Source organism: Acinetobacter sp. SWBY1 (genome assembly GCF_002946595.1).
Taxonomy (GTDB): Bacteria; Pseudomonadota; Gammaproteobacteria; order Pseudomonadales; family Moraxellaceae; genus Acinetobacter; species Acinetobacter towneri.
The window spans coordinates 1,427,429-1,451,879 of record NZ_CP026616.1 but is presented as its reverse complement, the minus strand read 5'-3'; the positions used below and the strand labels follow the sequence as shown (position 1 = coordinate 1,451,879).

Here is a 24,451-nt window from a genome sequence, read left to right as displayed (position 1 = left end):
ATTAAGAAACCATTTTATTTTTTATGAAATATCTATTTTTAATTCTATGTTTTTTTTCAGTTTTTACCTATGCTGCGAGCGTGGAATATCGAGCGGATGCGTCATTATATAGTGAGCCTATTGCTATTGATGCTTTTTTAGATGATTGGCAAGATCCTGATTTTAAAAGTGGCAAGTACGCCTTTGCTCATGGTTTGATGCAGCTTTCTGTGCAACAAGATCAATGGAATTTAGGTTGGTTGTGGCGTTATGATTACATTTTAAAATTTAGTCCAGATATGGCAAAGCTTTATTACCAAATTGAAAATGATTTGCCTTTAGATGCAGAGAGTATGTATGAATTAACACTACATGCACAACATTTAGAGCGTATTGGCGCACGTATAGCATATGACTGGGTGCCCCAATCAAATTTGATACTTACAGCCGGTGTAAGTGCATTATATGGTCGACATTTTGTAGACGGTCAATTTAATGCTTTTGGTGAAACTAATTTAATGCCTCGTTTAGCAGACCGTGTGCAATGGTTGAATGGACAACTTAATTATTATTATGACCAGCCAGCATTAAAAGAGGATGAGTTAGGTCTTGGAGATTTTAGAGCAAAAGAAGGTTATGGTTATGCTTTAGATCTTACTTTACAAGGGGAGTGGTTAGAAAAATGGTACTTGAAATTCCAATTGGAGGATATTTTTAGCTATATGTATTGGGATGAAGCTCCCTATAGCCAATACCAAGCAACATTTGATCAAAACTCTCGACCTCGAATTAATTTAACCGGCACAGTAGCTACAGATAAGAGTTATAAGCAAAAAATTCCATATAAAATTTCGACCGAATTACTTTACAATATTCATTCAGAAATCCAATTAGGAGTTAGTAGTTTTTCTAACCCGTTCACAAGTTTATGGCAAATGCACTTTTTATGGCAACCTGACTCATTGCAATTAGGTCTACATTTTGAGCCACAAACCAAAAGCTTAGGTGTTTCTTTTAGGCATGAAAATATTGGAATGAAGTATTTGACGGATAATTTAAACACAAATCAAGCGCATAGAATGGAAGCCTATTTATTTGCACAATATCAATGGTAAAACTTATTTATTATATTTTTTTCTTTAAATAGGTGTGAGATATAATGATTCCAAAAGAAGAATATTAGGGGTATTACCGTATGAAATGCTTTAATTAGCCCAACCCGTTGTTTTTCTACTTTCCTTAATTTTGCGACCACCAATTCATACGAGTTTAAGACCAAATCTTGCACCAATTGCTCATCTAAATTGTCATCTGCAAAAATTGAAATCCAGTGCTGTTTGTTCATGTGCCAACCTGCACGGATATACGAATAAAAATCGCGTAGCATGGCACCATGTTCAGGTTGAACTTTTAGATTGATGATGGCATGACCTTTTAAATACAGACTCAGCATAAATACTTTATCGAAAAATTTATGCACCAAACAGCCATCACCAAAAGGTTCGCTCAGGCTAACCTCAGGCAATTGTGCTGCAACACTTGCTGCAATTTGATGCAGTGATGACGGCGTTTGTGCCACTTATTTTCTCCTAAAAAGTTTATCCTGTGGATAACCACAGCTTTTTCCACAGAAAATGTGTATAACTTTGTTGGAATTTTAAACGTCCTTTGGCGAGTGCGTTGGTATTAAGATGAACAACTCACCATCACTTCTGGCACATCACTTGGTAAAGGTGCTAAATCTTCAGGTTTTTCCAATGCTGTTTGCTGAATATAGGGTTGGCTGAGCAAGTTAAATAAACGCTCAACTTCTGAAAAATCATCACGTTCTGCGTGCTCAATCGCCTTTTGTGCCATGTGATTGCGCAAAATATAATGAGGGTTGACTAGTTGCATAGCAGTATCTAAGGCATCGGTATCCTGATGTTCACGAATCTGTAAATACTGCGCTAAAAAGCTTTCCCACTGACGACGATCCAAACAATCATCCAGTATTTCTGTGTATTGTTTATTTTGTAGGCGGATAAAGCTTTGGGTGTAATCCAGTTGCTCACTTTGCAAAATGCGTAAGAAGTTGGTAGCGCAGTCAAAACTGTCTTTGTGGAAACTTGGTAGTCCCATTTTTTCACATAAACCAAGTTTGTAATGCTCTAAAAAAGTCGGTTCAAAATGCTCTAAACATGCTGCCAGTGCTTGTTTCCAGTGTTCTTTCTGATCTGGGTTTTGCTCAAGTGGAATTAAATTATTTAACCAGACCCATAAATTCCAGTGTGCTACGCTGGGTTGTTGTTGGTAGGTATAACGTCCTTGATAGTCCGAATGATTGTTGATCCAATTGGGACGAAAACGCTCCATAAAGCCATAAGGACCGAAATCGAGTGTTGAACCTGTGATATTTAAATTGTCGGTGTTCATCACGCCATGCGCAAAACCGACCAGTTGCCACTTTGCAATCATGACAGCGGTACGTTGAATGACTTTCGTAGCAAAAGCGAGTATCGGCTGTTCGGTTGCCAAGCATTCTGGGTAGTGCCATTCAATACACTTTTGCACAAATTCAGACAGTAATTCAGGTTGATAATGATTGATCCATTCAAAATGTCCCAAGCGAATATGACAGTCTGATGTGCGTAATAGCATTGCGCCAAGTTCTAATTTTTCACGTTGTACACCTTGAGTGGATGAGGTAAATCCAACAGCATTGCTTGATGGCACACCCAGCGCATTTAAAGCATGACCTGCCAAATATTCACGAATCACTGAACGTAACACGGCACGTCCATCCCCCATACGTGAATAAGGCGTTTCCCCCGCACCTTTTAAATGAAGATCAATTGTACGTTGTTGTGTGTCCAAAACTTGCGCAATAAGTAAACCGCGTCCATCGCCCAATTGACCTGCCCACTGACCAAATTGATGTCCCGCATAGACCATTGCCAAAGCAGGAAATTCTTTAAACGTGGTTTGTCCGCTGCAAATTTCAACCCATTGTTGTTGTTCCTCTGCTGTCCATTGCAGTTCTTTTGCCAATGCAGCATTAAAGTGTCCTGCTTTTGCACCTTTTAAAGGTAAAGGCTGCTGCATGTGATAAAGACGGGCGGGCAGGGTCGGATAACGTGGATTAAATTGCATGATGATGAAGCGCTTGGCACAAAGTGAGTTTCACTATAGCAAACTTGGACTTTAAAAACTGTAGCCTAACAATGCAGAAAGCCCTGAACAGGTCAGGGCTTTCGCAGTGCATCAGAACAGAGGTTTATTCAGATACAGGGTTCTTTTTTAGGTTACGCATCAGCAAGTTCAATGTTTCACGATGGTGTGAAAGACGCTGTTCAACCAACTGGAATTCAACTTTTAATTTGTCATCCATTTGGTGAATTTTTTCAGCTACAGACGCTTTTTTCGCCTGAATTTCTTGCTCTTTTAACTTTGCCCAATCGTTCAGGGTTTGGGTAAAGGCATCATATTCTTGCGCAAGACGGCTTTTAACTTGACCAATGTCATCATTTACATTGTGACCATAAACTGCCAAGTCTTGCTCTGCATATTTAAAACGCATCGCCAATTCTGCTTTTTTAATATTAAAGCTTGGAATACGACGCAAGTTTTTCGCTAAGCCCAACTTTGAGCATGTCCAAATTAACCATTTGGTTGGGTCATATTGCCACCATTTTACGCCATTACGATAATCGTACTGGAAAATATGGTGATAGTTATGATAACCCTCGCCCCAAGTGGCAATTGCTAACCAGAAGTTATCACGCGCGGTATTTTCGTCAGTATAAGGACGCGAACCCCACATGTGGCACAGCGAGTTAATAAAGAAGGTAACATGGTGGCTTAAAATCAGACGCATTAAACCGCCCAATAACAACACGCCCCACATATCGCCCACAGCCCAACCAATTGGCACCAAAATGCCAACGTGAACTGCAATTACGAGCGGAATATAGTATTTGTGTTGGAACATCACCAATTTGTCATTTAACAAATCTGGCGCATTTTTAAAGTTTGGCTCTGCGGCAGGATAGTCGCGTAACATCCAGCCCATGTGCGCAAACCAAAAACCATTATTAATTGAATATGGGTCTTTTTCGACATCATCAACATGGCGGTGATGGGTGCGGTGACCTGAACCCCAGAACAAAATACTGTTCTGAACGGCAAATGTTCCCATAATCATTAAAATGATTTTCAAGGGAAGGGTAGCTTCATAAGCACGGTGTGCCCATAAACGGTGATAACCTGCTGTAATACCCAAGCTACTTACGCCAAGTAATACAAACATGCTGATCCAAGCGGCTAAGCTAAAATCATGGTGATAGGCATACCAAGGAATCGCGATCACTGCAACAATAGGTAAGAAAACCAGTGCAAAGATGGCAATCCAGTTGATTGGGGCTTTGGGTAAGGGAGCATTCATCTCCAACAGCACTCCTAGAACCTTGGGAGGTATAAATGGACGCTTAATCCGTTATAACGCTATGACCGATCTATAGATTGAAATCATAGTATTAAATTTTTTAGGGATTAATTTTTTCGCATATTAGCATGAGCGTATTCACGATCACAGCATTATTGTACAGTTGTATTGTACTGGGTGGTAACAGAATATAATGGTATCTGCGAGATTTTACGGAAATATGATATACGGTAGCCAAACAAGTACGATAAATCATTTATTTATTCATCAATATGCTTAAGGTTACCGCTTACAAGTGTTGCATCATCAGTTTAGGATAATCGGTAATTAAACCCTGAATCCCTAAATCTTTAAGCTGTTTGGCGCGTTCAATCTGGTTGACTGTCCAAACGCTGATATTCAGTTTGGCCTGTTGTGTGGCTTGAATGAGCGCACCGGTTGCGAGTTCGTTCATCCAACCAATTTGGCAACAACCTAATTCTAAAGCCTGATCAATGGCTTGATATTGCAGATCATCTTCAACCAATAAACCGCGTTTAAAGCGTGATTTTTGTTGTTGCAAAGCCCAGTGAATTTTCGGATCAAAACTGGTGATGATGGCGTTGTGTTCAAAACCCTTCAAATGTTGCTCTAAACTTTGGGTAATTTTTTCGGCAGCGGCATGCGAGTTGACCGCTTTGACTTCTACTTCAATATGATCAAAATTTTGAATAATGGTCATGGTTTGATTGAGTAGGGGCGTGGTTTCGACTTTATTCCAGTCCGACCACATCACCGCATGGTTATAATGGTTTAAATCTTCCAGACTACATTCATACAACGCTTTGTCTTGTCCTGTGGTGCGGATGAATTGATCATCATGCATAACCACCAAGGCATTGTCTTTGAGTTGACGCACATCAAACTCAACCGCACGAATGCCAATATTTTGAATGTATTCAAAACCACCAAGCGTGTTTTCAGGCGCTTCGCCACGCGCACCACGATGACCAATTATGCGCATAATGTGCTCATGAATTGAAAGTTTGCTTTCATTTTGCAAGTACGACGTGACAAAGAGATGACATCTCTTATTTTGGTCGGATGGTGTGAAAGTTCAAGCAGCATCCGACAGGATTTTTTAGATGCAAAATTAGGGTTTTATTTTGGTTTCCGATTTTGTTTGCAATGTTAGCTACCAATACTGTCATTGATATTCTTTTGCCAAAGTACTTCGCTGCCGCCTTCGGCACGTTGTAAGCTGCGAGATGCCACAAATAGCCAGTCAGACAGTCGGTTCAGTAATTGCAAAGATGGTGCCTGAATATTTTGATCACGGTTGTGTACGGTCATTAAACTACGTTCTGCACGACGACATACGGCACGGGCTTGATGTGCATAACTGCATGCCAATGTACCTGCAGGCAGAATAAATTCTTTGAGCATTGGCAGGCTTTCATTCATGCGGTCAATGTCTTGTTCTAGGAACTCAATCGCAAGTGGTTGTACGAGATGGTAATTGGGGATACAGACTTCACCGCCTAAATCGAATAGCCAGTGCTGAATCAGGCTAAGCGATTTGTCCCAAGTGTTTTTGTCTTGAATGCTGCTATGTGTAATTTGTGAGCGCAATACGCCTATGCAGGCATTGAGTTCATCGACATCGCCCAGTGCATGAATGCGTAAGTCGTCTTTGGCGACACGTGAGCCATCGCCCAGTCCTGTTGTGCCTGAATCGCCTGTGCGGGTATAAATTTTGCTTAAACGGTGGCCCATAACTTTTCCTTAGGTAGAAATGAAAAAAAGGATAATGCCGGTCAAAACATTATCCATAAACTGCGCTGTTTTATATATTTTTTTGAAGCTGAGAATTAATAACGGAAAGTTACCCCTGCTGAAGCGAAACGACCGCCGTTGATGTACCAAGTATCGGTGCTTGAATAGACAGCTTTGTATTTCACATCACCAATATTTTGGATATTAGTGAACAATTTAATGTTTGGATTCACATTCCAGAAAGCATTGAGATCAATCGTTGTATATCCAGGCACTTTAATTGAGTTTTGACGAGCTTGAGCATTTGCATGAGAGTGTGCGATTAGAGATGTATTTACACCATAAGTTCCATCATCATACCCTGTTGTAAAAGTGAAGGTTTGACGTGGGCGACGGATGAGTTCAAATCCAGTAGACTCATCTTCTGTTTTTACGTAAGCGTAGTCAGCAGATGCAAAGATTTGATTTTTTTTCCATTTTAGACCGATTTCACCGCCAGTCATATTCGCGTCATCTATATTGACATACTGCCATAATTCATTAGCGCCAATTAGATTCTTAACTTTTGTATAGTACACAGAAGCATTTGCACTTAAACCATAATGAAATTGTTGATCTAGACCAATTTCATAAGAAATACTTTCTTCAGGTTTAAGATCTTGATTACCATAAAAGCCAGCATATAATTGATAAGCGGTAGGGGCTTTAAATGCGGTGCCTATATTGGCATAAATACTGGTTAAAGGAGCAACCTGTAAACGTCCTGCAACTTGTCCAACAGTATGTTGACCAAATTGATCATCATCTTCTAAACGAATACCTGCTTGAGTATGTACATTGGCATTATTAAATTGATGTTGTAAGTAATAACCAGTTGACCCAAGGTTCTTTTTTCCTGATAAGTAGTCATAAGTAACATCGGTATCTTGAGTTGATACACCTAACAACAAGTTTTGTTTTGGAGTGAATTTCCAATTTAAATTGATATCGCCTTCATCACGCTCACTCTCATAAGCATACGAATATGTTTCTATATATGTCGCTTCATCTTGATAATTTGAATAACGCGCATTTACTGTTAATGCATCACTAAATTGGTATTGGCCATTCCAGTTAACAAGCTGATTTTTAAAATCACGTTTGGCAGTATTTGTACCTGTTGAATAATCTAAATAGCGATTGATACCTTCATTTTCACTAATAGATACGCTTGTTTTAAAGTTATCTTGTTTGTATCCAATTTTAGTACTGTAGCCCTTCTGATCATAACTTGCTTGATCTTTTTCTTGGGTATTCAAGATTTCGGTACCATCACTTTCTAAGCGCTGACCACGAATTTGGGCAAAAAAACCATCTTGATTAAGGTCTAATCCTACAAGAGCCTTATAGGTATTGTTCTCACCATACAATCCAGTGATGAATGCACTATTTTTCTCAGGGGTATCAGTCAATAATTGGATAACACCACCAATTGCATCGGAACCATATTGAACTGAAGCAGGCCCTTTAAGAATTTCTATTTGACCAACATCAGACAAGTCTAAAAGTTCTGAATTATTTTTACCGTTAATACCTTCAATTAAAGCAGCACCATCTTTAAGTACTAACGTATGGTTTGAGTTTGTACCACGGGTAAAAATGGAGGTTGTTTGTCCAAGACCACCAGTTTGAACAACATTGAGAGCGGCATCTTGTTTTACAAGATCATTGAGGTTGAGCGCTGGATTTTTTTCAATTTCAGCTTTTGAAATCACAGAAATACGTGCAGGTACATTTTCAATCTTTTCTTCAGAACGTGTCGCGGTAACGACCAAAGTGTCTAAAGATGCATTTACAACATTAGAACTGTCTTGTGCAGATACAGACGTAGAGAAACCCATTGCAAGCGCAATTGCGCCCACTAAAGCAGTAGGCTGAAAAAGAGTAGACATGACTTTGCTCCGTACATTCACCCCACGTGAATGATTGAGTTAAGGGCACAACAAGCAGGTCTCCGGACTTCAATGTGCCAAGCATCTTCTAATTTATGATTGCTTCGCTGTATATCCACCTTCCCATATTGTTCATACAGTGGTGTAAATCATAAGATTTAAATTGATATACGTTTCATGGTTACCGTTGCGGGGGCAGTGTTGGACTTTCACCAACTTCCCTAAAGCTCAAAGCTAGGACTCGTTGCATTTGCGCGAAGTATAAAGTCTGTATGCCATTTAAACAACGGAAATGCAGAATAATCCGCCTGAACTTCACTCAACCCCTTAAAATTGCATTACAATGATTCGCCCCAATATCTGATTTTGTTAGTGTGAACAGACAATTTTAAAGTCACGCACAGCAAGATCAGCAAAATGAAAATTGAAAATCAGGATTAGAGTCCAAAACGATGCGTACCCGTGCCAAAATTTGCGGAATCACGCGAATTCAAGATATAAACAGTGTTGTGCATGCGGGTGCAGATGCAATTGGCTTGGTGTTTTATCCACTGAGTCCTCGTAATGTCAGCATTGCTGAAGCAGAAAACCTTGTGCAACACATACCCGCTTATGTGCAAGTGGTTGGCTTGTTTGTAAATGCCAGTGCAGACGACATAGCCGCAGTACTAAAACAAGTGCCTTTAGATATTCTGCAATTTCATGGTGATGAAACACCATTGCAATGTCAGCAAATAGCACAGCAAGTCGGACGCAGATGGTACAAAGCCATACAGGTCAAACCTGATTTAAATGTGTTGGATGCGATAAAAAGCTATCAACAAGCAGGTGCAAGCGCAGTATTATTAGATGCGTGGCATCCTGAGCTGAAAGGTGGAACAGGACACAGTTTTGACTGGTCAAAATTCCCCAAACTCGATATTCCTTTAATATTGGCGGGTGGTTTAAACCCTGCCAATATTGAAGATGCAATTCAGACCACCCAAGCCTATGCCGTTGATGTTAGTGGCGGAGTGGAATCTGCAAAAGGTATTAAAAACCAACAACTCATAGAAAACTTCATGCAAGGAGTCCAACGTGGATCAGCAAAGTACAAATCACAATAACTCAGTGATTGACTATACCCAATTCCCAGATGCAAAAGGGCATTTTGGTATCCATGGCGGACGTTTTGTGTCAGAAACGCTGATGGCGGCTTTACAAGATTTAGAGAAATTGTATTTCCGCATGAAAGATGATCCGCAGTTTTTGGCAGAATTCGACCGCGATCTCGCCTACTATGTAGGTCGTCCTAGTCCTTTGTATTATGCTGAGCGATGGTCAAAAGAGTTGGGTGGTGCACAAATTTACTTAAAACGTGAAGATTTGAACCATACTGGCTCACATAAAGTGAATAACACCATTGGTCAGGCACTGTTGGCAAAACTGTCTGGTAAAAAACGCATTATTGCCGAAACAGGTGCAGGTCAGCACGGTGTAGCAACCGCGACCATTGCCGCTCGTTTAGGCTTGGAATGTGTGGTGTTCATGGGTGCAGAAGACGTGAAGCGTCAGGCCATGAACGTGTACCGTATGCGTTTACTTGGTGCAACTGTTGTACCTGTAGAAAGTGGCTCAAAAACCTTAAAAGATGCCATGAACGAAGCCATGCGTGACTGGGTCACCAATGTTGACTCTACATATTACGTGATTGGTACGGTCGCTGGCCCACACCCATATCCACAATTGGTACGTGATTTCCAGTCGATTATTGGTCGTGAAGCGCGTCGCCAAATTCAAGAGCAGGCAGGTCGTTTACCTGATGCATTAGTAGCTTGTGTAGGCGGTGGTTCTAATGCCATGGGCTTGTTCTATCCATTCTTGAACGATGCCGAAGTGAAAATGTACGGTGTCGAAGCTGCAGGTTTAGGCATTGAAACAGGCAAACACTCTGCACCATTGAATGCAGGACACGTGGGCGTATTACACGGTAACCGTACTTATTTAATGTCGGATGCACAAGGTCAGATCATTGAAACCCACTCTATTTCTGCAGGTCTGGATTATCCAGGTGTAGGACCAGAGCACAGCTTCCTGAAAGATATGCACCGTGTCGATTACGTGCCAATCAATGACCAAGAAGCCTTGCAAGGTTTCCGTGATTTAACCCGTATCGAAGGGATTATTCCTGCTTTAGAAAGCTCGCATGCTATGGCTTATGTGAGCAAGCTTGCACCAACGATGGATAAAGACCAAATCATTATTGCGACTGTTTCAGGTCGTGGCGATAAAGACTTAATGACTGTTGCCCGCATTGATGGCGTGGAAATGGTGGATATGTAAATCGTAAACTGCTTGAAATAAAGTATGCTACATTTCAATTCAATCGTGCTGAAGCAATTCGGCACGATTTTTTATTTGGAGGATTGAAAAATTCTCGCTACTTTAAACAATCATGCTTAAAAATCATCAACTATAAAAGCCATCAAGCTTAGGATATTTGCGCAGGAGTCTGATATGCCCAGTTTATTTATCGTGATGTTAGGCGGACGTCATGCGCGAGCCAATACCGAAGTGCATGATGTGGTACTTGCGGTAGGCGATTCTTTAGAAGAGACCTATCCGCAACTCAAGCAGGCTTGGTTTGCAGAACCGAAAGGTTTGCATATTGACGCATGGGCGCAAATTAATGGTGTTGAGTTTGAAGGTAAATCCTACTATTTAAAATTTACCGATGCGCAGCCGAATCAGGCAGAAAACCGACTGTATTTAATTAATTTAGGTGGATATGATCCGCGTGAGTTTGGCGAGTTACATCGTTATGTACTGGTGGTGGCGCAAAATCCAATGGTGGCAAAACAGCGTGGTAAAGCCTATTTTGCCCAGCACTGGCAAAAACAACATACCGATCGGGTCTTAGAGGTAGATGATTGTATTGCGATAGATCAGGTGCATGGTCGCTATGTGCAATTGGTTGAAGGCTCATTTTCAGGCAATCGTTGGGAAAATACCTATCTGACTTTGAATGCTGATGCTTAAATACCTTCAGAATATTGAGGGAAAGATATCTATTAATTTATATTTTGTATATTTAGTGAACGCTCAAGCCTTAAAATAGTAAAACAATCTATGCTTTTATAGTTTTTTGAACAAAATCATAAGCTGCGGGTTTTTTGTACATGCATTTGTAGGCATAATACGACCAAAGATGAATTGTTTTTAGACAATAGGGAATGTCTTCAATGGATTTAATTCAGGCGAATGGACAACCGTATTATGGACGTTTTAGTGAACTTCCCAAAAAAATTGATTATCAGGCTTATCAATATAAATCACCGTATGGTGAAGTATTGTCGGGTTGGCGTAAACGCTTAAAATATAAAAAGTTTAAATTTTGTAGTATTCAGCACGAACACTATACCATTGGGCTTGCGATTGCCGATATTGCTTGGGCAGGGCACGGTTTTGTCTATATTTATAATCACATGACGGGCGAAGTGCAGGAATGGAATGCGATTAATTTTTTATCGCGTAATACGGTTTTAGATGAGCAACCGTTATTTAATCAAAGTTTTTTTGAAAAATCGCCATTTCAAATTGAAATTCAACATGCCAATGGTGTGCGTTATATCCGCGTGACCAAATATGGTGAAATTAAACTCAGTGCGCGGATATTTTGTGCAGGCACAGACCCGCTAAGTATGTGTAGCCCAACAGGTATTAATGGTTGGACTTATACTCAAAAACTGACTACGCTCGGCTGTGAAGGCTATTTTATCAATAAAACTGGACAAACCATTCAATTCCATGAACGCACCTTTGCCTCTTTAGATGACACCTGCGGGTTTTTACGTCCTGAAACGGCATGGTTTTGGTTGTCGTGCAACTTCTGGGATACCGAAAACCGACGTGTAGGCTTGAATCTGGCTTCTGGTGTGAATGAAAGTTTTGGCAACGAAAACTGTTTGTGGATTAATGGCGTGCTGTATCCCTTAACAGATGTGTTGTTCCAACCTGAGGATGATGGCTCGTGGAGCATTCGCTCACTGGATCATCGTTTGAATTTAACTGTCAGCACAGGTTGGCGCCGTTATGAAAACCTGAATTTGCGTCTAGTCGGCAGTCAGTTCAGCCAATGGCAAGCTAAAATTAGTGGTACTATTCAACAAGACGATACCGAAATTATTTTGTTAAACGAATACGGCTTGCTTGAACAGCATTATGCCAAGTGGTAGGGCAAGTTTTTAACCAAGATTGTACGTCACCACTTGCAGATCATCATGTGACGTCATCTATCACTCACTTGAATCGCCATTGAGTTTTTACATAAACGGCAAAAAAAGGCGCATTATGCAATTTCACTATGCGTTCAGAATTGGCATGATACTGCGAAATATATCAAGGTGAGTTTCACATGGCACAAGGTCTTTTGGCGGGTAAGCGTTTTTTAATTGCTGGTATTGCAAGTAAATTATCTATCGCATTTGGTATTGCAGAAGCATTGCATCGTGAAGGTGCAGAATTAGCATTTACTTATCCGAATGAAAAACTCAAAAAACGTGTTGATGACTTCGCTGCACAATTTGGCTCAAGCATTGTATTGCCTTGCGATGTAGGCGTAGATGCAGAAATTGAGCAAGCTTTTGCTGACTTGGCAAAGCACTGGGATGGTTTGGATGGTTTGGTTCACTCGATTGGTTTTGCGCCTGCGCATACTTTAGATGGTGACTTTACCGATGTTACAGATCGTGATGGTTTTAAAGTTGCGCATGACATTAGTGCTTATAGCTTTATTGCGATGGCACGTGCTGCAAAACCATTATTACAAGCACGCCAAGGTTGCTTATTGACTTTGACTTATCAAGGTTCTGAGCGTGTGATGCCAAACTACAACGTCATGGGTATGGCGAAAGCATCTTTAGAAGCAGGTGTACGCTACTTGGCTTCAAGCTTGGGTGCTGACGGTATTCGCGTGAATGCAATTTCTGCAGGCCCAATTCGTACGCTTGCCGCATCAGGCATTAAATCATTCCGTAAAATGTTAGACCTCAATGAAAAAGTTGCACCTTTAAAACGCAACGTGACCATTGAAGATGTTGGTAATGCGGCATTATTCCTTTGCTCACCATGGGCGAATGGTATTACTGGTGAAATTCTGTATGTCGATGCAGGTTTTAACACGGTTGGTATGAGCGCAGAATTAATGCTAGATGCTGAATAAGCATTGCATCAAGCAGATAAAACCGAAGTTTAGGCTTCGGTTTTTTTATCGCTGCATTTTAAGCAAGAGGTATTTTGCAGATTGCTGTAATTTTATTTTCTTCTTTGGCGCATCTGCTGCTATAAATAGATGAGTTGACAATATTTCAAAATAAAACTGGGTTTTAGGTCTTAAAAATGAATGCGGAACAATTGCAAAAAACGTTACATGCCAGTCAATATGCAGAACAAGTCTTGGCAAATCACGAAAGCCTGTTACAGCAGGATTATGCAATTGACCAATTCCTAAAACCGCTGAGCGCAGACTACATTCATCAACTGGTGATTTCGACTTTACAAGACATTCAAGATGAAACCTTGTGGATGAAAACCCTGCGAATTTTACGCGCGCGTTTAATGTTCCGCTGGATTTGGCAAGATGCCAACCAACTCACCGATGTGGTGACGTTGACACAGGAACTTTCAGACTTTGCCGATATTTGTGTGCAAGTTGCCAAAGATTTTGCGCGGATTCCGTTGGTTGCCAAGCATGGCGAACCGATGGGATATAACGGCAAAGTCCAAGACCTGATTGTGGTCGCCATGGGTAAACATGGTGCGCAGGAACTGAATTTATCCAGCGACATCGACCTGATTTTTGCCTTTGATGAACAAGGCGAAACCAATGGACGCAAGTGTATTGAAGTGCAGCAATTCTGCATTTTATGGGGACAAAAACTGATCTATCTATTAGATCATATCACCGCCGATGGTTTTGTTTTCCGCGTCGATATGCGTTTACGCCCGTGGGGCGATGGTTCTGCTTTGGCGATTAGCCATGTCGCACTGGAAAAATATTTAAGCCAGCATGGACGCGAATGGGAACGCTATGCTTGGATTAAGGCACGTATTATCACAGGTGGGCAAGAAGGTTATGAACTGCTGGAAATGACCCGACCTTTCGTATTCCGCAAATATGTCGATTACACCGCCTTTGAAGCCATGCGCGAAATGAAAGCCATGATTGAGCGCGAAGTGCAGCGTCGTAATATTGAAGACAATATTAAATTGGGCGCGGGCGGTATTCGTGAAGTTGAATTTATTGTGCAGGTTTTTCAGCTGATTTACGGTGGTTCAAAACTAGAATTACAAGACCGCCAGTGTTTGGTGAGTTTGCGCCATTTGGGCGAAGCTGAATTGCTAGAGCCACAAGCCGTACTGGATTTGGAAGATGCCTATTTATTCCTGCGTCGAGTAGAACATGCCATTCAAGCCTTGAATGATCAGCAAAGCCAAGCTTTACCGACTGAACCTGAGTTACGCGCACGCATTAGCGATACTTTGGGCTTTGCCGATTGGGACAGCTTTATGCAGACCCTAAATGAAAAGCGTGTCAAAGTCATTTATCAGTTTGAGCATTTAATTAAAGAAAATGAACCCGATTCTTTGCTGGAAAATTACAGTCAGCTAGAAAAACAGCTCGATGCGGTACTAGACGATCAAGCGAAAAATTTAGTGCATGAGTTCTGGTATGGACATGCCATTAAAAAACTCACCGCCAAAGCTTTACAGCGTTTAAAAACCTTTTGGCCACACTTGATTGAAGCAGTGTTGCAGTCAGAAAATCCACAAATGGCATTGATGCGTTTAATGCCACTGGTCGAATCTGTTCTGCGTCGTACCGTGTATTTGGTCATGCTGATTGAAAGCAAGGGGGCACTGCAACGCTTGGTAAAAATGGCCACAGTCAGCCCGTGGATTTGTGAAGAATTAACGCAATATCCTGTGTTGTTGGATGAATTTTTATCTATGGATTTTGAATTGCCAAAACGCAGTGATTTGGAAGATTCTTTACGCCAACAATTGCTGCGCATTGAACTGGATGAAGTTGAAGACCTCATGCGGGTGCTGCGTTTATTCAAAAAATCCAACGTATTGACAGTTGCGGCCAGCGATGTACTGGCAGAAAGCCACTTAATGAAAGTGTCAGATGCGTTAACTGATATTGCCGAAGTGACTGCAAATGCAGCCCTGCAACTGGCCTATCAAATGATTGTCAAAAAACATGGTTATCCGCTAGACAGTGAAGGACAGCGCTGTGGTTTGGAGCATAACGCTTTTGCCATTATTGGTTATGGCAAAGTAGGTGGCATCGAACTTGGTTACGGCTCAGATTTAGACGTGGTTTTTATTCACAACATGGATGAACAAGCCGATACTGATGGCATTAAACCGATCAGTGGCTTTGAATTTGCTATGCGGGTGGCACGTAAATTTGTATCTTTAATGACCACGCAAACTTTAGATGGTCGCGTTTATGATGTCGATACCCGTTTACGTCCTTCGGGAGATGCGGGTTTATTGGTGACCAGTTTACGGGCCTTTGAGCAATATCAACTGAAAAGTGCGTGGCTGTGGGAGCATCAGGCTTTAGTGCGTGCGCGCAGTATTGCGGGTGAGCAATGTTTACGTGACAAGTTTGAAGTGTTGCGTTGTCAGATTTTAACCCAGCCGCGAGATGAAGCTTATGTCCGCAGTGAAGTGCTGAAAATGCGTCAAAAAATGAAAGATCATTTGGGTTCATCTAAAGAGCAAAAAAAAGATGGAATTTTTCATTTAAAACAGGATGCAGGTGGTATCGTTGATATCGAATTTATGGCACAGTATGCGGTATTAGCCTGGAGTGGGTCGAATCCTGATCTCGCCCATTATTCCGACAACGTAAGAATCCTTGAAGATGCCGCAAAAACAGGTTGCTTATCCAGCGACGATGCGACAGCATTGATTCAAGCTTATCTCCGTGAACGAGCCGAAAGCCACCGCTTAGCCCTTGCAAATCAATCCATGCAAGTCAATGCTGCGGACTGGTACGATACCCGTGAGGTCGTTTGCAAGTTATGGCAAAGATTAATTGATCCGACTGCAATGTCTGCGTTGGATTAAAATGACTATTGTATAAACATTTGGAGTGTGTGCCATGAATTTGGCTGATCGTGATGGTTTTATTTGGCAAGATGGACAATTGGTTGACTGGCGTGATGCAAAAATTCACGTCTTAACGCATACCTTACACTACAGTATGGGTGTGTTTGAGGGTGTCCGCGCTTATGAAACGCCAAACGGAACTGCGATTTTCCGTCTTCAGGACCATACTAAGCGTTTGTTAAACTCTGCAAAAATCTATCAAATGAAAGTACCATTTGATCAAGCAGCTTTAGAACAGGCGCAAATTGATGTGGTACGTGAAAACAAACTTTCATCGTGCTATTTACGTCCATTAATTTGGATTGGTTCTGAAAAACTGGGTATTGCTGCAACCAATAACACCATTCATGCTGCTGTTGCGGCTTGGGGTTGGGGTGCATACTTGGGTGAAGAAGCGATGGCTAAAGGTATTCGCGTTAAAACTTCATCGTTTACGCATCATCATCCAAACGTGACCATGTGTAAAGCTAAAGCTTCTGGTAACTACACTTTGTCTATTCTTGCACACCAAGAAGTAGCGCAAGCAGGCTATGACGAAGCGATGTTGATGGATCCACAAGGTTATGTATGTCAAGGTTCTGGCGAAAACGTATTCTTAATTAAAGATGGCGTTTTACATACACCAGACATCGCAGGCGGTGCTTTAGATGGTATTACGCGTCAAACGGTGATCACCATTGCTAAAGACTTGGGATATGAGGTAGTTGAACGCCGTATTACGCGTGATGAATTCTACATTGCCGATGAAGCCTTCTTTACAGGTACAGCAGCAGAAGTTACCCCAATTCGTGAATACGATGACCGTGTAATTGGCTGTGGTTCACGTGGCCCAATTACTACTGAAATTCAAAAAACTTTCTTTGACGCAGTTCAAGGCAAGAATGACAAATATGCACATTGGTTGACTTACGTTAAATAAGTCACGCGTGTGTACCTGAGTCAACATGATTGACTCAGGTGTGATGACCCCGTTCAGGCAATAGTTTGAATGGGGTTTTATTTTGTCTGCTATTGCGTTATGAGTTAGCTAAACATCTTGCGAGGTTTATCTCTCACGTTACAGATATAGATGAATGATCAACTGTTTCTTCGTTGAGTTGGTGGTGTGCAAATTTGATCTTTTGGATAGATTCAGCCGCCCAAAACATGGCTTTTTTATAGCGAGAGGCAATCCCTGTAATTGGTGAGATTTGATGTTAAAAAACGCTCAGTCTGTTGAATGTGATAGGAGATAGTGAATTAAATACGTGAAAAGTGTAGTAAAAATTAGGCTAAAAACTGAATTTTGACCATTTTTTCAAAAATAAACCTACTTAAAATGTAACAAAAGTTAAAATAAAAACAATGTGTTGGTTTAAATGTAAATAAATATATTTTTTGGGTATCCCTAGAATTGGTATCACAAGTTTTAGGGAGTGGGCTGCTCCCTAGTTTTTTGCGATGTCATTTAAAACAGTACTTTAATCTCCTAATTAGCTGAATTCCAAGGTTTATTTAATATTGTGTGAATTAGGGCGTATAGATGGCTTTTTGTGAGAAATACCTAAAATGAAGAAGCTCGCTAAGGATTGAGTTTCAATAATTCTAACGATATCTCAAGTGAGTGAATGATTAAAAAATGGTTTTTTATAAGAGTTATGGAGAAGTGACATGTCTAAATTTATTAAAACTGCTGCTGCTTTGATTGTTTTCGGAGCTTTTTCAACGGTAACAATGGCGGGTAGTAATCATCATCCTAAACCAGACCCTAAGCCAACCCCAGTATGTAACGAAGGGCCATGTACAGGAAGTATTCCAATTCAAGTGATTGTGCCTAAGCGCTGTGAGCTGAAAGTGAAAACACCAAGTATCTCATTAAAAGATGGTGCACAAGCTTCTGGTCAATTTATGGTTGGGGCGAATGCAAACTACAACTTATTGGTCGATACCGACAACCGTGTTGGTGGAGGCAAAACAACCAAATCTGCAGCCAAATCAGGTAATCATGCAGTGGGCTTAACGGTTGAAACCAAACGTGCGGGTTCACCATCTTTGATTCAGTTAAACGATCAGCAAACCAATATTGCGCCAGGCAACAATGGCTGGAGTACTTACAATGTCTTGGTTAAAAGTGACGGTGTAGGTATTTCTAAACCAGCGGGTACCTATACCGATAAATACAACATTCGAGTGTCATTCTAATTCACTTGAACGCAATCTGAATCAGTTGGCTTTACCGACAGGGTGGAGTCAACTTTTTAGTCTAAAGACAAGCGTAATCAGACATTGTTGGGGGATGCATGAAAAAATTATTGAAATATGTGCTGGTCGCAAGTTGTTTATGTGCAGAGGCAGTTTATGCAAATTTGGTGATTTCACCGACTCAAATGTATTTGGGCGATAAAGCACGACAGCGCAGTGCAACGGTGGTCATGGAAGCCACAGATCTTACTGAACCGAAAAGCTTTGAAATGTCTGCCTACAAATGGTCGCAAAATGCACAGGGTGAAGATGTGCTAGAACCAGAACAAGACATCTTAATTAATCCTAAAAACTTTGTTTTACAACCGAATGCACAACAAGTGATACGCGTAGGTTTTAGCCGACCACTTTCTAAGGAAGAAATGGCGCAAGAAAAAACTTGGCGTATTGTTTTTAAAGAAATTGCCCCTGTGGTGGAAGAAGACGCTCTGCAATTTTTATTTACGATTTCTGTTCCTTTATTTGTGGGTAAGCAAGATGCCATTCAGGTGACTGCAACCCCGCGTTATCAAAACGACCATTTGTTTTTAGAGATAGAAAATCATGCTGCATCGCATGTGCAAATTTCTTCAATCAGCATTTTAAACCAACAAAAACAACCCATCGCAACCACACGTGAAATGAAATATTTGTTAAATCAACAAAAACACAGCTTTGATATGGGGCAAATCAAACTCAGTGATTTGAAAAATTACATACTCAAACTTGAAACAGATAAAAGTGAGCAAGCCATTGAGTTAAAAATGAAGGGCTAAATCATGCATAGAACTCGACTGTTTTTTGCGCTGCAATGTGTCCTGTGGGGGATACCATTACCCGCCAATGCTGCCAATACTGAAATGGCATTGAATAGTGTCTGGCTAAATGGCGTAGATCGTGTCATTGAAAGTCTAGTGTTGCAGCAGGATGGGCAACGCTATATGGAATGCGAGGTTTTGCAACAACTCGGTTTACAGCAAGACCGTTTACAAAAACACAGCGCACAAACTCAGTTCTGTTCTGTAACCACCAATGAAATTCAGTCTGAGCAAGATTTTGCGCTGCAAGCGATTAAATTAACTGTACCTGCCAGCTATTTTATAGATGCACAATTGAGCCAAACCCATGCGATTCCGTCTAAAGCAGAGTTGGGCGGTTTTTTAAATTATGATGTGCTGTATGCACGTTATGATAATTACAATGAATTAAATGGCTTGGCGGAGCTTGGTATTTTTAAAGATTACTGGATTTTTAAAAATGGCATGATGTATCGCAAAGAGGCAGAACAGGATCAAGATAAGCTGCTGCGTTTGAATACCAGTTTTGAAATTGAATTTCCATCACGTTATCAGCGTTTAACTTTGGGTGATAACACCAGCGTTTACAATCCTTTATTAGATACATTTAGATTTGGTGGTGTGTCTTTTGGTTCAAATTTTAGTAGTTATCCAGACTTTATTTATTGGAATGTACCCACCTTAAGAGGCAGTGCTGTACTGCCATCCACCGTCGATTTATACATTAATGGCATCAATCTATATCAGCAACAAGTGACGCCTGGGCACTATACCTTAAATACGGGTGCAAATATTCAGCAGTCGGGCGAGGCGCAAGTGGTCGTGGAAGATGTATTGGGAAATCGTACCGTGCAATCTTTTCCAGTTTATGTCACCACGCAACTACTCAAACCAGGACTGAACGAATACAACTTTTCTGCAGGAAAGCTGCGTTATGACTACGACTACGTGTCGGATGATTATCGGGAGTTTTTTGGCAACCTTTATTTCAGACGTGGAATTACAGACAGCACGACTTTAGGAACCAATTTAAGTTATAGCAAAGATGTGCAGAATGTCGGGTTGCTATGGACGCAATCTCTCAGCAAATATGCCTTGTTAGATACGCATGCTGCGTCTAGCCACAGTGATTGGGGCGATGGTTATACCTTTGGCGCTTCGTTAAGCCGTAATGGAAGTCGGGTTGCACTTGGTGCAAGTCATAAATACTACAGTCCTGAATATCGTGGTTTGGGTTATAGCGATATGACACAAACAGTGGAATACGACAACTTAGCTTATGTCAGTATTTTCAATATTCCTTTAATCAATACCTTAAATGTGAACTATCTAGAGCGCCGTTATCATCCCAATGCAAATAATAGCTTTGCAGATAGCCAAATGCTTACAGTTGGTTTTTATCGTATGTTTGGGCGTCAAACTTCACTGTCGTTTTCTTATTATAAAGATTTGAAAGTGCAGGATAGTGACGGGGCATATTTAACACTGAATTATCAATTTGACCAACGCCGCAGTGCGCAGCTTTCACATAATTTTGATGAGCAAACTCAGTTGCGTTATGCACAAAGTAGTCTGACTCAAAATGGCGTGGATTACACCCTTGCTGTGCGTCACCAACAAGCTGAAGGGGATGTCGGAGTAAATGCCTATACCGCCCTGAAATGCCGATGGGAAATTTATATTTAAGCCACGATGAAAGTGAGAGCTTTAGCTACAGTCAAGCCAATTATCAGGGTGCAGTAGTGTGGTTAGACCGTAAATGGGCCATGACCAAATATGTAGACAATGCTTTTGCTTTGGTGAATGTTGGCGATATTCCAAATGTGGAAGTGCAGCGTGCCTTAACACCTGTTGGTAAAACCAATCAACACGGCTATGCGTTTGTGCATGACATTGTGCCTTACGTCAATTACGACGTGTCTTTTGATCAAGACCAGTTAGATATGTATGACAGCTTTGAATATTCAAGCCAAAAAGTGATTGGCATGAATCAACGTGGCTATAAAGTGAATTTCCCTGTTCAGCGTACAGGTTTGATCATATTGCGTTTACTTACGCCCGATCAGCAGACCTTTGTGCAGGGCAGTGAAGTGTATTTAAGTGATGATGCAACTGAATTTGTACCTGTGGGCAGCGATGGAAAAGTACATTTATATGGTGTGAAAGCAGGCAGTTATATGCTTAAGGTTAAAACCAAAGGTGGAAAAGTTTGCCATAGTTCGCTTGAAGTCCCTCAACTTAAAGCAGGCACTGTTCCACAAACAAGACAGTTAGACTTGATTTGTCAGTAAGTATATCAGCAGGATGATTGAGGATGAGAACATGAAAAGATTAGGGATGGTAAAAAAATTAAGTCTAGTGCTGTGTGGATGCTGGATTTGTTTTCCTGCACAGGCTTGCACCATTGGTTCGGTCAGTGAATCTTTATTGCAAATGAGCTCACAATACCGTAGCCAGACCGCAACCAGTTTTAATGTGCGCTGTGATCGAGGTTATAGTATTCAGTTCAGTAGTCGTAATTTACGTGACAAACATGGCAGCAGCTTTGTGAATAATGGCACACATCGTTTACGTACCAGTATGAGTATTATGGGAGCAAAAACAAATTTGTGGAACACGCCTATAGCAGGGCATGTTTCTACGACAGGACATAAATACAGTGTCGCGGTACGCTTGGATGAACAACCGAGTTTGACAACACCAGCAGGACGTTATACCGATGAATGGTATATTAATTTGCTTTTTTAGAGGGCTTAGATGTGCGGCAGATCCAGACAAAATGCACCGCAGATCAGGTATTCAGCCAAAAAAATATTCAGCAAGCAGGTATCCAATATCTGCTTTTTTTTCATACATAAAACTATGTGTGCAAAACTAGGTATAGGCGATCATCGAGTTGTTTAAAAAATGACAAATGTGTCACCAAAGCATCATATTACTGCAATGCTGCTGCTCTATGCTAGCAAGCATAAAATAAGAATTGAGCATAAGGCGATGAGCAATGTATTGGCAAAGCAGAGCAGTAAGTTAGAGCGTTACAGCGATGCGTTTAAATTTTATTTCAAACAAGATCAAAAACAAAAAAGCAGCCAGCCTACCTCTGAACTCTCAGACCTCGTCCGCCCACGTTTAAAAATTGCCCTCGTGACAGAAACTTGGCCACCTGAAATTAATGGTGTGGCACGTTCACTGTTGCAGCTTTGCAAAGGATTGCAGGAACTTGGACACAAAATTTTATTGATTCGCCCTGAACAAAAACAAGCCTGCACTCAATTCCAACCGTATCAAGAATGTCTGGTAAAAGCACAAGCCATTCCTAAATATCATAATTTACAATTTGGCTGGCCGCAGTGGTCTAAACTTTCGCAGGCTTTAGATGAGTTTCAACCCGATGTGGTGCATATCGTGACTGAAGGTCCTTTGGGTCTAGCTAGTTTACAAATTGCAAAGTCCAAAAATATTCCAGTATCGAGTGGTTTTCACTCTGCTTTTCAGGATTTTAGCCGTTTTTTCGATTTGGCATTTTTACTCAAACCCATTCAGCACTATCTAAAATGGTTTCATAACAATACATCGCTGACTTGTGTGCCAAGTAGCCACACCGAAAAATCATTGCGTCAGTTTGGCGTGCAAGGGCCTTTAGTGGTGGTTGGGCGTGGTGTCGATGTTGAATATTTTTCCCCGTATTTTCGTTCGACCCAACTGCGAGCAAGTTGGGGTGCCAGTGAAAACACGCGGGTGATGTTGTATGTAGGGCGTTTATCACCTGAAAAAGAAGTCAATCTTATTATTAATGCCTATCAGCGTATGCCAAAAAATACCGAACAGCCTGTGAAATTGGTGATTGTTGGAGATGGGCCAGACCGTGAACGTTTAGAAGCCATGAACGCTCAGGGAGATATCATTTTTACAGGTAGTTTAAGCGGCACAGCACTTGCACAAGCCTATGCCAGTGCCGATGTGTTTGCTTTTGCCAGTCAGGTCGAAACCTTTGGCAATGTCGTGTTAGAAGCTATGGCCAGTGGCTTGCCTGTCATTGCTTATGACTATGCTTGCGCACGTTTACATCTAAAACCGAATGAAACAGGCTGGTTGAGTCCACTCGGTCAGCCAGAAGATTTGGTCGGTCATATCCACCGACTTCCCGATCTTACAACCCTTAGACAGATGGGCGAACACGCCCGCAAAGCGACTTTAAATATTGGCTGGCAGTATCCAGTCCAACAATTTGAGCAGGCGTTATATCTGGTGGCGAAGGAGCTACACATGCCATCTTAGCTATACGCCAAAGAGGAGAGAACTGATGAAGTTTAAAAATGCAAAAATAAGAATGCTGGATCTCGACTTAAAAGGCTGTTTGTATCTTAACCATTTTTCCCACTCTCAGCGGGTGGCACAATTTTTTAAAGTTATTAGCCGTTTGGGCGATGGCGTATTCTGGTATGTCATGCTCGCAAGTGCATGGATGATGCAGGGCATTGGTTATAGTTTACAAATTATTTATCTGTTGTTAGGCGGATCTGTCGGCACAGGTATTTATAAATATTTAAAACAAAAAACCGTCCGTCCACGTCCGTATCAGGTACACCAAGTGATCCGTTTGGGTGAACGTCCCTTAGATCATTTTAGCTTTCCATCTGGTCACACATTACATGCAGTAATGACCACCACAGTGTTGGGTTATATTCAGCCAGTATTGTTGATGTTGATGTTGCCCTTTACGATTTTGGTAGCTATTTCCCGTATGATTTTAGGTTTGCACTATCCAAGTGATGTGGCCGTCGGGGCGATGATTGGAGGGGCTGTAGCGAGTGTGATTATTTTGACTGCACCTTATGTAAATATTGTTTTATAAGTGGTTTGTATCTCAAGTTTATATTAAGAACTTGAGTATGAATTTATTGATTAGAGGGCTAAAGAGTTATAACGGAGTCCTATTAATTACGGTCAAACAGTTGGATAAACCTTCGGTTCGACCTACTTTACTACACATATTTGCATTCAGCAAAATGAGAAGCTGAGTGTTTCGCGAGAACATCATCTTGCGGAGTAACGCTACTCATCATAAAAGCGATTTTCCATATTTGGATTACTGCTCCATTATTGACTTGCGCTGCAAACAAAGCAGTGCTTGTTTTTGCTCAGGTTGTGGATGACGTTTCCGAGTATCAGATGTATGTGAT

The 24,451-nt window shown here is 41.2% G+C and carries 20 protein-coding genes, 1 pseudogene and 1 riboswitch; of the genes and pseudogenes, 15 read left to right on the top strand and 6 right to left on the bottom strand.

Going from position 1 to position 24,451, the window contains the following annotated elements; all coding sequences use genetic code 11:
* Nucleotides 1-23: 23 nt before the first annotated feature.
* Nucleotides 24-1,094, top strand: a complete 1,071-nt coding sequence (locus C3Y93_RS14435; RefSeq protein ID WP_228153791.1) for a hypothetical protein — start codon at nucleotides 24-26, stop codon at nucleotides 1,092-1,094.
* An 89-nt stretch (nucleotides 1,095-1,183) separates the two neighbouring features.
* On the opposite strand, the pseudogene C3Y93_RS06930 reads toward C3Y93_RS14435, so the two are convergent.
* The 6 genes and pseudogenes from C3Y93_RS06930 to C3Y93_RS06905 form a co-directional block, all read right to left on the bottom strand.
* Nucleotides 1,184-1,558 (bottom strand): annotated as a pseudogene (locus tag C3Y93_RS06930) (MmcQ/YjbR family DNA-binding protein); the annotation flags it as partial.
* Between the two features lie 107 nt (nucleotides 1,559-1,665).
* Nucleotides 1,666-3,111 carry a protein adenylyltransferase SelO gene (locus C3Y93_RS06925; RefSeq protein ID WP_104852485.1) on the bottom strand — a complete coding sequence of 482 codons (1,446 nt, stop codon included), beginning with the start codon at nucleotides 3,109-3,111 and terminating at the stop codon, nucleotides 1,666-1,668.
* Between the two features lie 124 nt (nucleotides 3,112-3,235).
* The gene (locus tag C3Y93_RS06920; protein WP_104852484.1) at nucleotides 3,236-4,402 is read right to left on the bottom strand and encodes an acyl-CoA desaturase; all 1,167 of its coding nucleotides are present in this window, start codon (nucleotides 4,400-4,402) and stop codon (nucleotides 3,236-3,238) included.
* A 289-nt stretch (nucleotides 4,403-4,691) separates the two neighbouring features.
* Nucleotides 4,692-5,405, bottom strand: coding sequence for a glycerophosphodiester phosphodiesterase (locus tag C3Y93_RS06915; protein WP_004975054.1), 714 nt, complete (start codon nucleotides 5,403-5,405; stop codon nucleotides 4,692-4,694).
* A gap of 167 nt (nucleotides 5,406-5,572) precedes the next feature.
* Nucleotides 5,573-6,157 carry a cob(I)yrinic acid a,c-diamide adenosyltransferase gene (locus tag C3Y93_RS06910; protein WP_104852483.1) on the bottom strand — a complete coding sequence of 195 codons (585 nt, stop codon included), beginning with the start codon at nucleotides 6,155-6,157 and terminating at the stop codon, nucleotides 5,573-5,575.
* Nucleotides 6,158-6,252: 95 nt separating this feature from the next.
* Complete coding sequence (locus tag C3Y93_RS06905) at nucleotides 6,253-8,088, bottom strand: TonB-dependent receptor plug domain-containing protein (protein WP_104852482.1); 1,836 nt, start codon at nucleotides 8,086-8,088, stop codon at nucleotides 6,253-6,255.
* Between the two features lie 35 nt (nucleotides 8,089-8,123).
* A riboswitch (cobalamin riboswitch) is annotated at nucleotides 8,124-8,348 on the bottom strand.
* 192 nt (nucleotides 8,349-8,540) lie between these two features.
* Here C3Y93_RS06905 and C3Y93_RS06900 point away from each other — a divergent pair.
* The 14 genes from C3Y93_RS06900 (at nucleotide 8,541) to C3Y93_RS06840 (ending at nucleotide 24,123) form a co-directional block, all read left to right on the top strand.
* On the top strand, nucleotides 8,541-9,194 hold the full coding sequence (locus tag C3Y93_RS06900) for a phosphoribosylanthranilate isomerase (RefSeq protein ID WP_104852481.1): 654 nt from the start codon (nucleotides 8,541-8,543) through the stop codon (nucleotides 9,192-9,194).
* Nucleotides 9,166-10,410 carry a tryptophan synthase subunit beta gene (trpB, locus tag C3Y93_RS06895; RefSeq protein WP_004975067.1) on the top strand — a complete coding sequence of 415 codons (1,245 nt, stop codon included), beginning with the start codon at nucleotides 9,166-9,168 and terminating at the stop codon, nucleotides 10,408-10,410. Before C3Y93_RS06900 ends, trpB begins: the two co-directional genes overlap by 29 nt.
* A gap of 174 nt (nucleotides 10,411-10,584) precedes the next feature.
* Nucleotides 10,585-11,106, top strand: a complete 522-nt coding sequence (locus C3Y93_RS06890) for a DUF1543 domain-containing protein (RefSeq protein ID WP_104852480.1) — start codon at nucleotides 10,585-10,587, stop codon at nucleotides 11,104-11,106.
* Nucleotides 11,107-11,309: 203 nt separating this feature from the next.
* Nucleotides 11,310-12,302: a DUF2804 domain-containing protein gene (locus C3Y93_RS06885; RefSeq protein WP_104852479.1), complete on the top strand. Its 993-nt coding sequence runs from the start codon at nucleotides 11,310-11,312 to the stop codon at nucleotides 12,300-12,302.
* Nucleotides 12,303-12,481: 179 nt separating this feature from the next.
* On the top strand, nucleotides 12,482-13,288 hold the full coding sequence (locus tag C3Y93_RS06880; RefSeq protein WP_004975071.1) for an enoyl-ACP reductase FabI: 807 nt from the start codon (nucleotides 12,482-12,484) through the stop codon (nucleotides 13,286-13,288).
* A 176-nt stretch (nucleotides 13,289-13,464) separates the two neighbouring features.
* Nucleotides 13,465-16,209: a bifunctional [glutamate--ammonia ligase]-adenylyl-L-tyrosine phosphorylase/[glutamate--ammonia-ligase] adenylyltransferase gene (gene glnE, locus C3Y93_RS06875; protein WP_096901524.1), complete on the top strand. Its 2,745-nt coding sequence runs from the start codon at nucleotides 13,465-13,467 to the stop codon at nucleotides 16,207-16,209.
* A 34-nt stretch (nucleotides 16,210-16,243) separates the two neighbouring features.
* On the top strand, nucleotides 16,244-17,170 hold the full coding sequence (locus C3Y93_RS06870; RefSeq protein WP_004975074.1) for a branched-chain amino acid transaminase: 927 nt from the start codon (nucleotides 16,244-16,246) through the stop codon (nucleotides 17,168-17,170).
* Between the two features lie 731 nt (nucleotides 17,171-17,901).
* The gene (locus tag C3Y93_RS06865) at nucleotides 17,902-18,432 is read left to right on the top strand and encodes a hypothetical protein (protein WP_104852478.1); all 531 of its coding nucleotides are present in this window, start codon (nucleotides 17,902-17,904) and stop codon (nucleotides 18,430-18,432) included.
* A 98-nt stretch (nucleotides 18,433-18,530) separates the two neighbouring features.
* Nucleotides 18,531-19,247, top strand: coding sequence for a molecular chaperone (locus C3Y93_RS06860; protein ID WP_104852477.1), 717 nt, complete (start codon nucleotides 18,531-18,533; stop codon nucleotides 19,245-19,247).
* Between the two features lie 3 nt (nucleotides 19,248-19,250).
* The gene (locus C3Y93_RS06855; protein WP_265735109.1) at nucleotides 19,251-20,954 is read left to right on the top strand and encodes a fimbria/pilus outer membrane usher protein; all 1,704 of its coding nucleotides are present in this window, start codon (nucleotides 19,251-19,253) and stop codon (nucleotides 20,952-20,954) included.
* Complete coding sequence (locus tag C3Y93_RS14505; RefSeq protein ID WP_265735108.1) at nucleotides 20,936-21,559, top strand: fimbria/pilus outer membrane usher protein; 624 nt, start codon at nucleotides 20,936-20,938, stop codon at nucleotides 21,557-21,559. Before C3Y93_RS06855 ends, C3Y93_RS14505 begins: the two co-directional genes overlap by 19 nt.
* A gap of 31 nt (nucleotides 21,560-21,590) precedes the next feature.
* The gene (locus C3Y93_RS06850) at nucleotides 21,591-22,016 is read left to right on the top strand and encodes a hypothetical protein (protein ID WP_104852476.1); all 426 of its coding nucleotides are present in this window, start codon (nucleotides 21,591-21,593) and stop codon (nucleotides 22,014-22,016) included.
* Nucleotides 22,017-22,262: 246 nt separating this feature from the next.
* A complete protein-coding gene (locus tag C3Y93_RS06845) occupies nucleotides 22,263-23,546 on the top strand; it encodes a glycosyltransferase family 4 protein (RefSeq protein ID WP_104852475.1) in 1,284 nt (427 codons plus the stop codon).
* A gap of 25 nt (nucleotides 23,547-23,571) precedes the next feature.
* Complete coding sequence (locus C3Y93_RS06840; protein WP_104852474.1) at nucleotides 23,572-24,123, top strand: phosphatase PAP2 family protein; 552 nt, start codon at nucleotides 23,572-23,574, stop codon at nucleotides 24,121-24,123.
* Nucleotides 24,124-24,451 lie beyond the last annotated feature (328 nt).

Excerpts from the sequence above, each read along its gene's own strand:
- C3Y93_RS06850 (WP_104852476.1), top strand. The coding sequence starts at position 21,591 with ATGAAAAGATTAGGGATGGTAAAAAAATTAAGTCTAGTGCTGTGTGGA.
- C3Y93_RS06870 (WP_004975074.1), top strand. The coding sequence starts at position 16,244 with ATGAATTTGGCTGATCGTGATGGTTTTATTTGGCAAGATGGACAATTG.
- C3Y93_RS06910 (WP_104852483.1), bottom strand. The coding sequence starts at position 6,157 with ATGGGCCACCGTTTAAGCAAAATTTATACCCGCACAGGCGATTCAGGC.
- C3Y93_RS06900 (WP_104852481.1), top strand. The coding sequence starts at position 8,541 with ATGCGTACCCGTGCCAAAATTTGCGGAATCACGCGAATTCAAGATATA.
- C3Y93_RS14435 (WP_228153791.1), top strand. The coding sequence starts at position 24 with ATGAAATATCTATTTTTAATTCTATGTTTTTTTTCAGTTTTTACCTAT.
- C3Y93_RS06845 (WP_104852475.1), top strand. The coding sequence starts at position 22,263 with ATGAGCAATGTATTGGCAAAGCAGAGCAGTAAGTTAGAGCGTTACAGC.
- C3Y93_RS06890 (WP_104852480.1), top strand. The coding sequence starts at position 10,585 with ATGCCCAGTTTATTTATCGTGATGTTAGGCGGACGTCATGCGCGAGCC.
- C3Y93_RS06855 (WP_265735109.1), top strand. The coding sequence starts at position 19,251 with ATGCATAGAACTCGACTGTTTTTTGCGCTGCAATGTGTCCTGTGGGGG.
- C3Y93_RS06860 (WP_104852477.1), top strand. The coding sequence starts at position 18,531 with ATGAAAAAATTATTGAAATATGTGCTGGTCGCAAGTTGTTTATGTGCA.
- C3Y93_RS06905 (WP_104852482.1), bottom strand. The coding sequence starts at position 8,088 with ATGTCTACTCTTTTTCAGCCTACTGCTTTAGTGGGCGCAATTGCGCTT.
- C3Y93_RS06925 (WP_104852485.1), bottom strand. The coding sequence starts at position 3,111 with ATGCAATTTAATCCACGTTATCCGACCCTGCCCGCCCGTCTTTATCAC.
- C3Y93_RS14505 (WP_265735108.1), top strand. The coding sequence starts at position 20,936 with ATGGGAAATTTATATTTAAGCCACGATGAAAGTGAGAGCTTTAGCTAC.
- C3Y93_RS06920 (WP_104852484.1), bottom strand. The coding sequence starts at position 4,402 with ATGAATGCTCCCTTACCCAAAGCCCCAATCAACTGGATTGCCATCTTT.
- C3Y93_RS06915 (WP_004975054.1), bottom strand. The coding sequence starts at position 5,405 with ATGCGCATAATTGGTCATCGTGGTGCGCGTGGCGAAGCGCCTGAAAAC.
- C3Y93_RS06840 (WP_104852474.1), top strand. The coding sequence starts at position 23,572 with ATGAAGTTTAAAAATGCAAAAATAAGAATGCTGGATCTCGACTTAAAA.
- glnE (WP_096901524.1), top strand. The coding sequence starts at position 13,465 with ATGAATGCGGAACAATTGCAAAAAACGTTACATGCCAGTCAATATGCA.
- C3Y93_RS06885 (WP_104852479.1), top strand. The coding sequence starts at position 11,310 with ATGGATTTAATTCAGGCGAATGGACAACCGTATTATGGACGTTTTAGT.
- C3Y93_RS06865 (WP_104852478.1), top strand. The coding sequence starts at position 17,902 with ATGTCTAAATTTATTAAAACTGCTGCTGCTTTGATTGTTTTCGGAGCT.
- C3Y93_RS06880 (WP_004975071.1), top strand. The coding sequence starts at position 12,482 with ATGGCACAAGGTCTTTTGGCGGGTAAGCGTTTTTTAATTGCTGGTATT.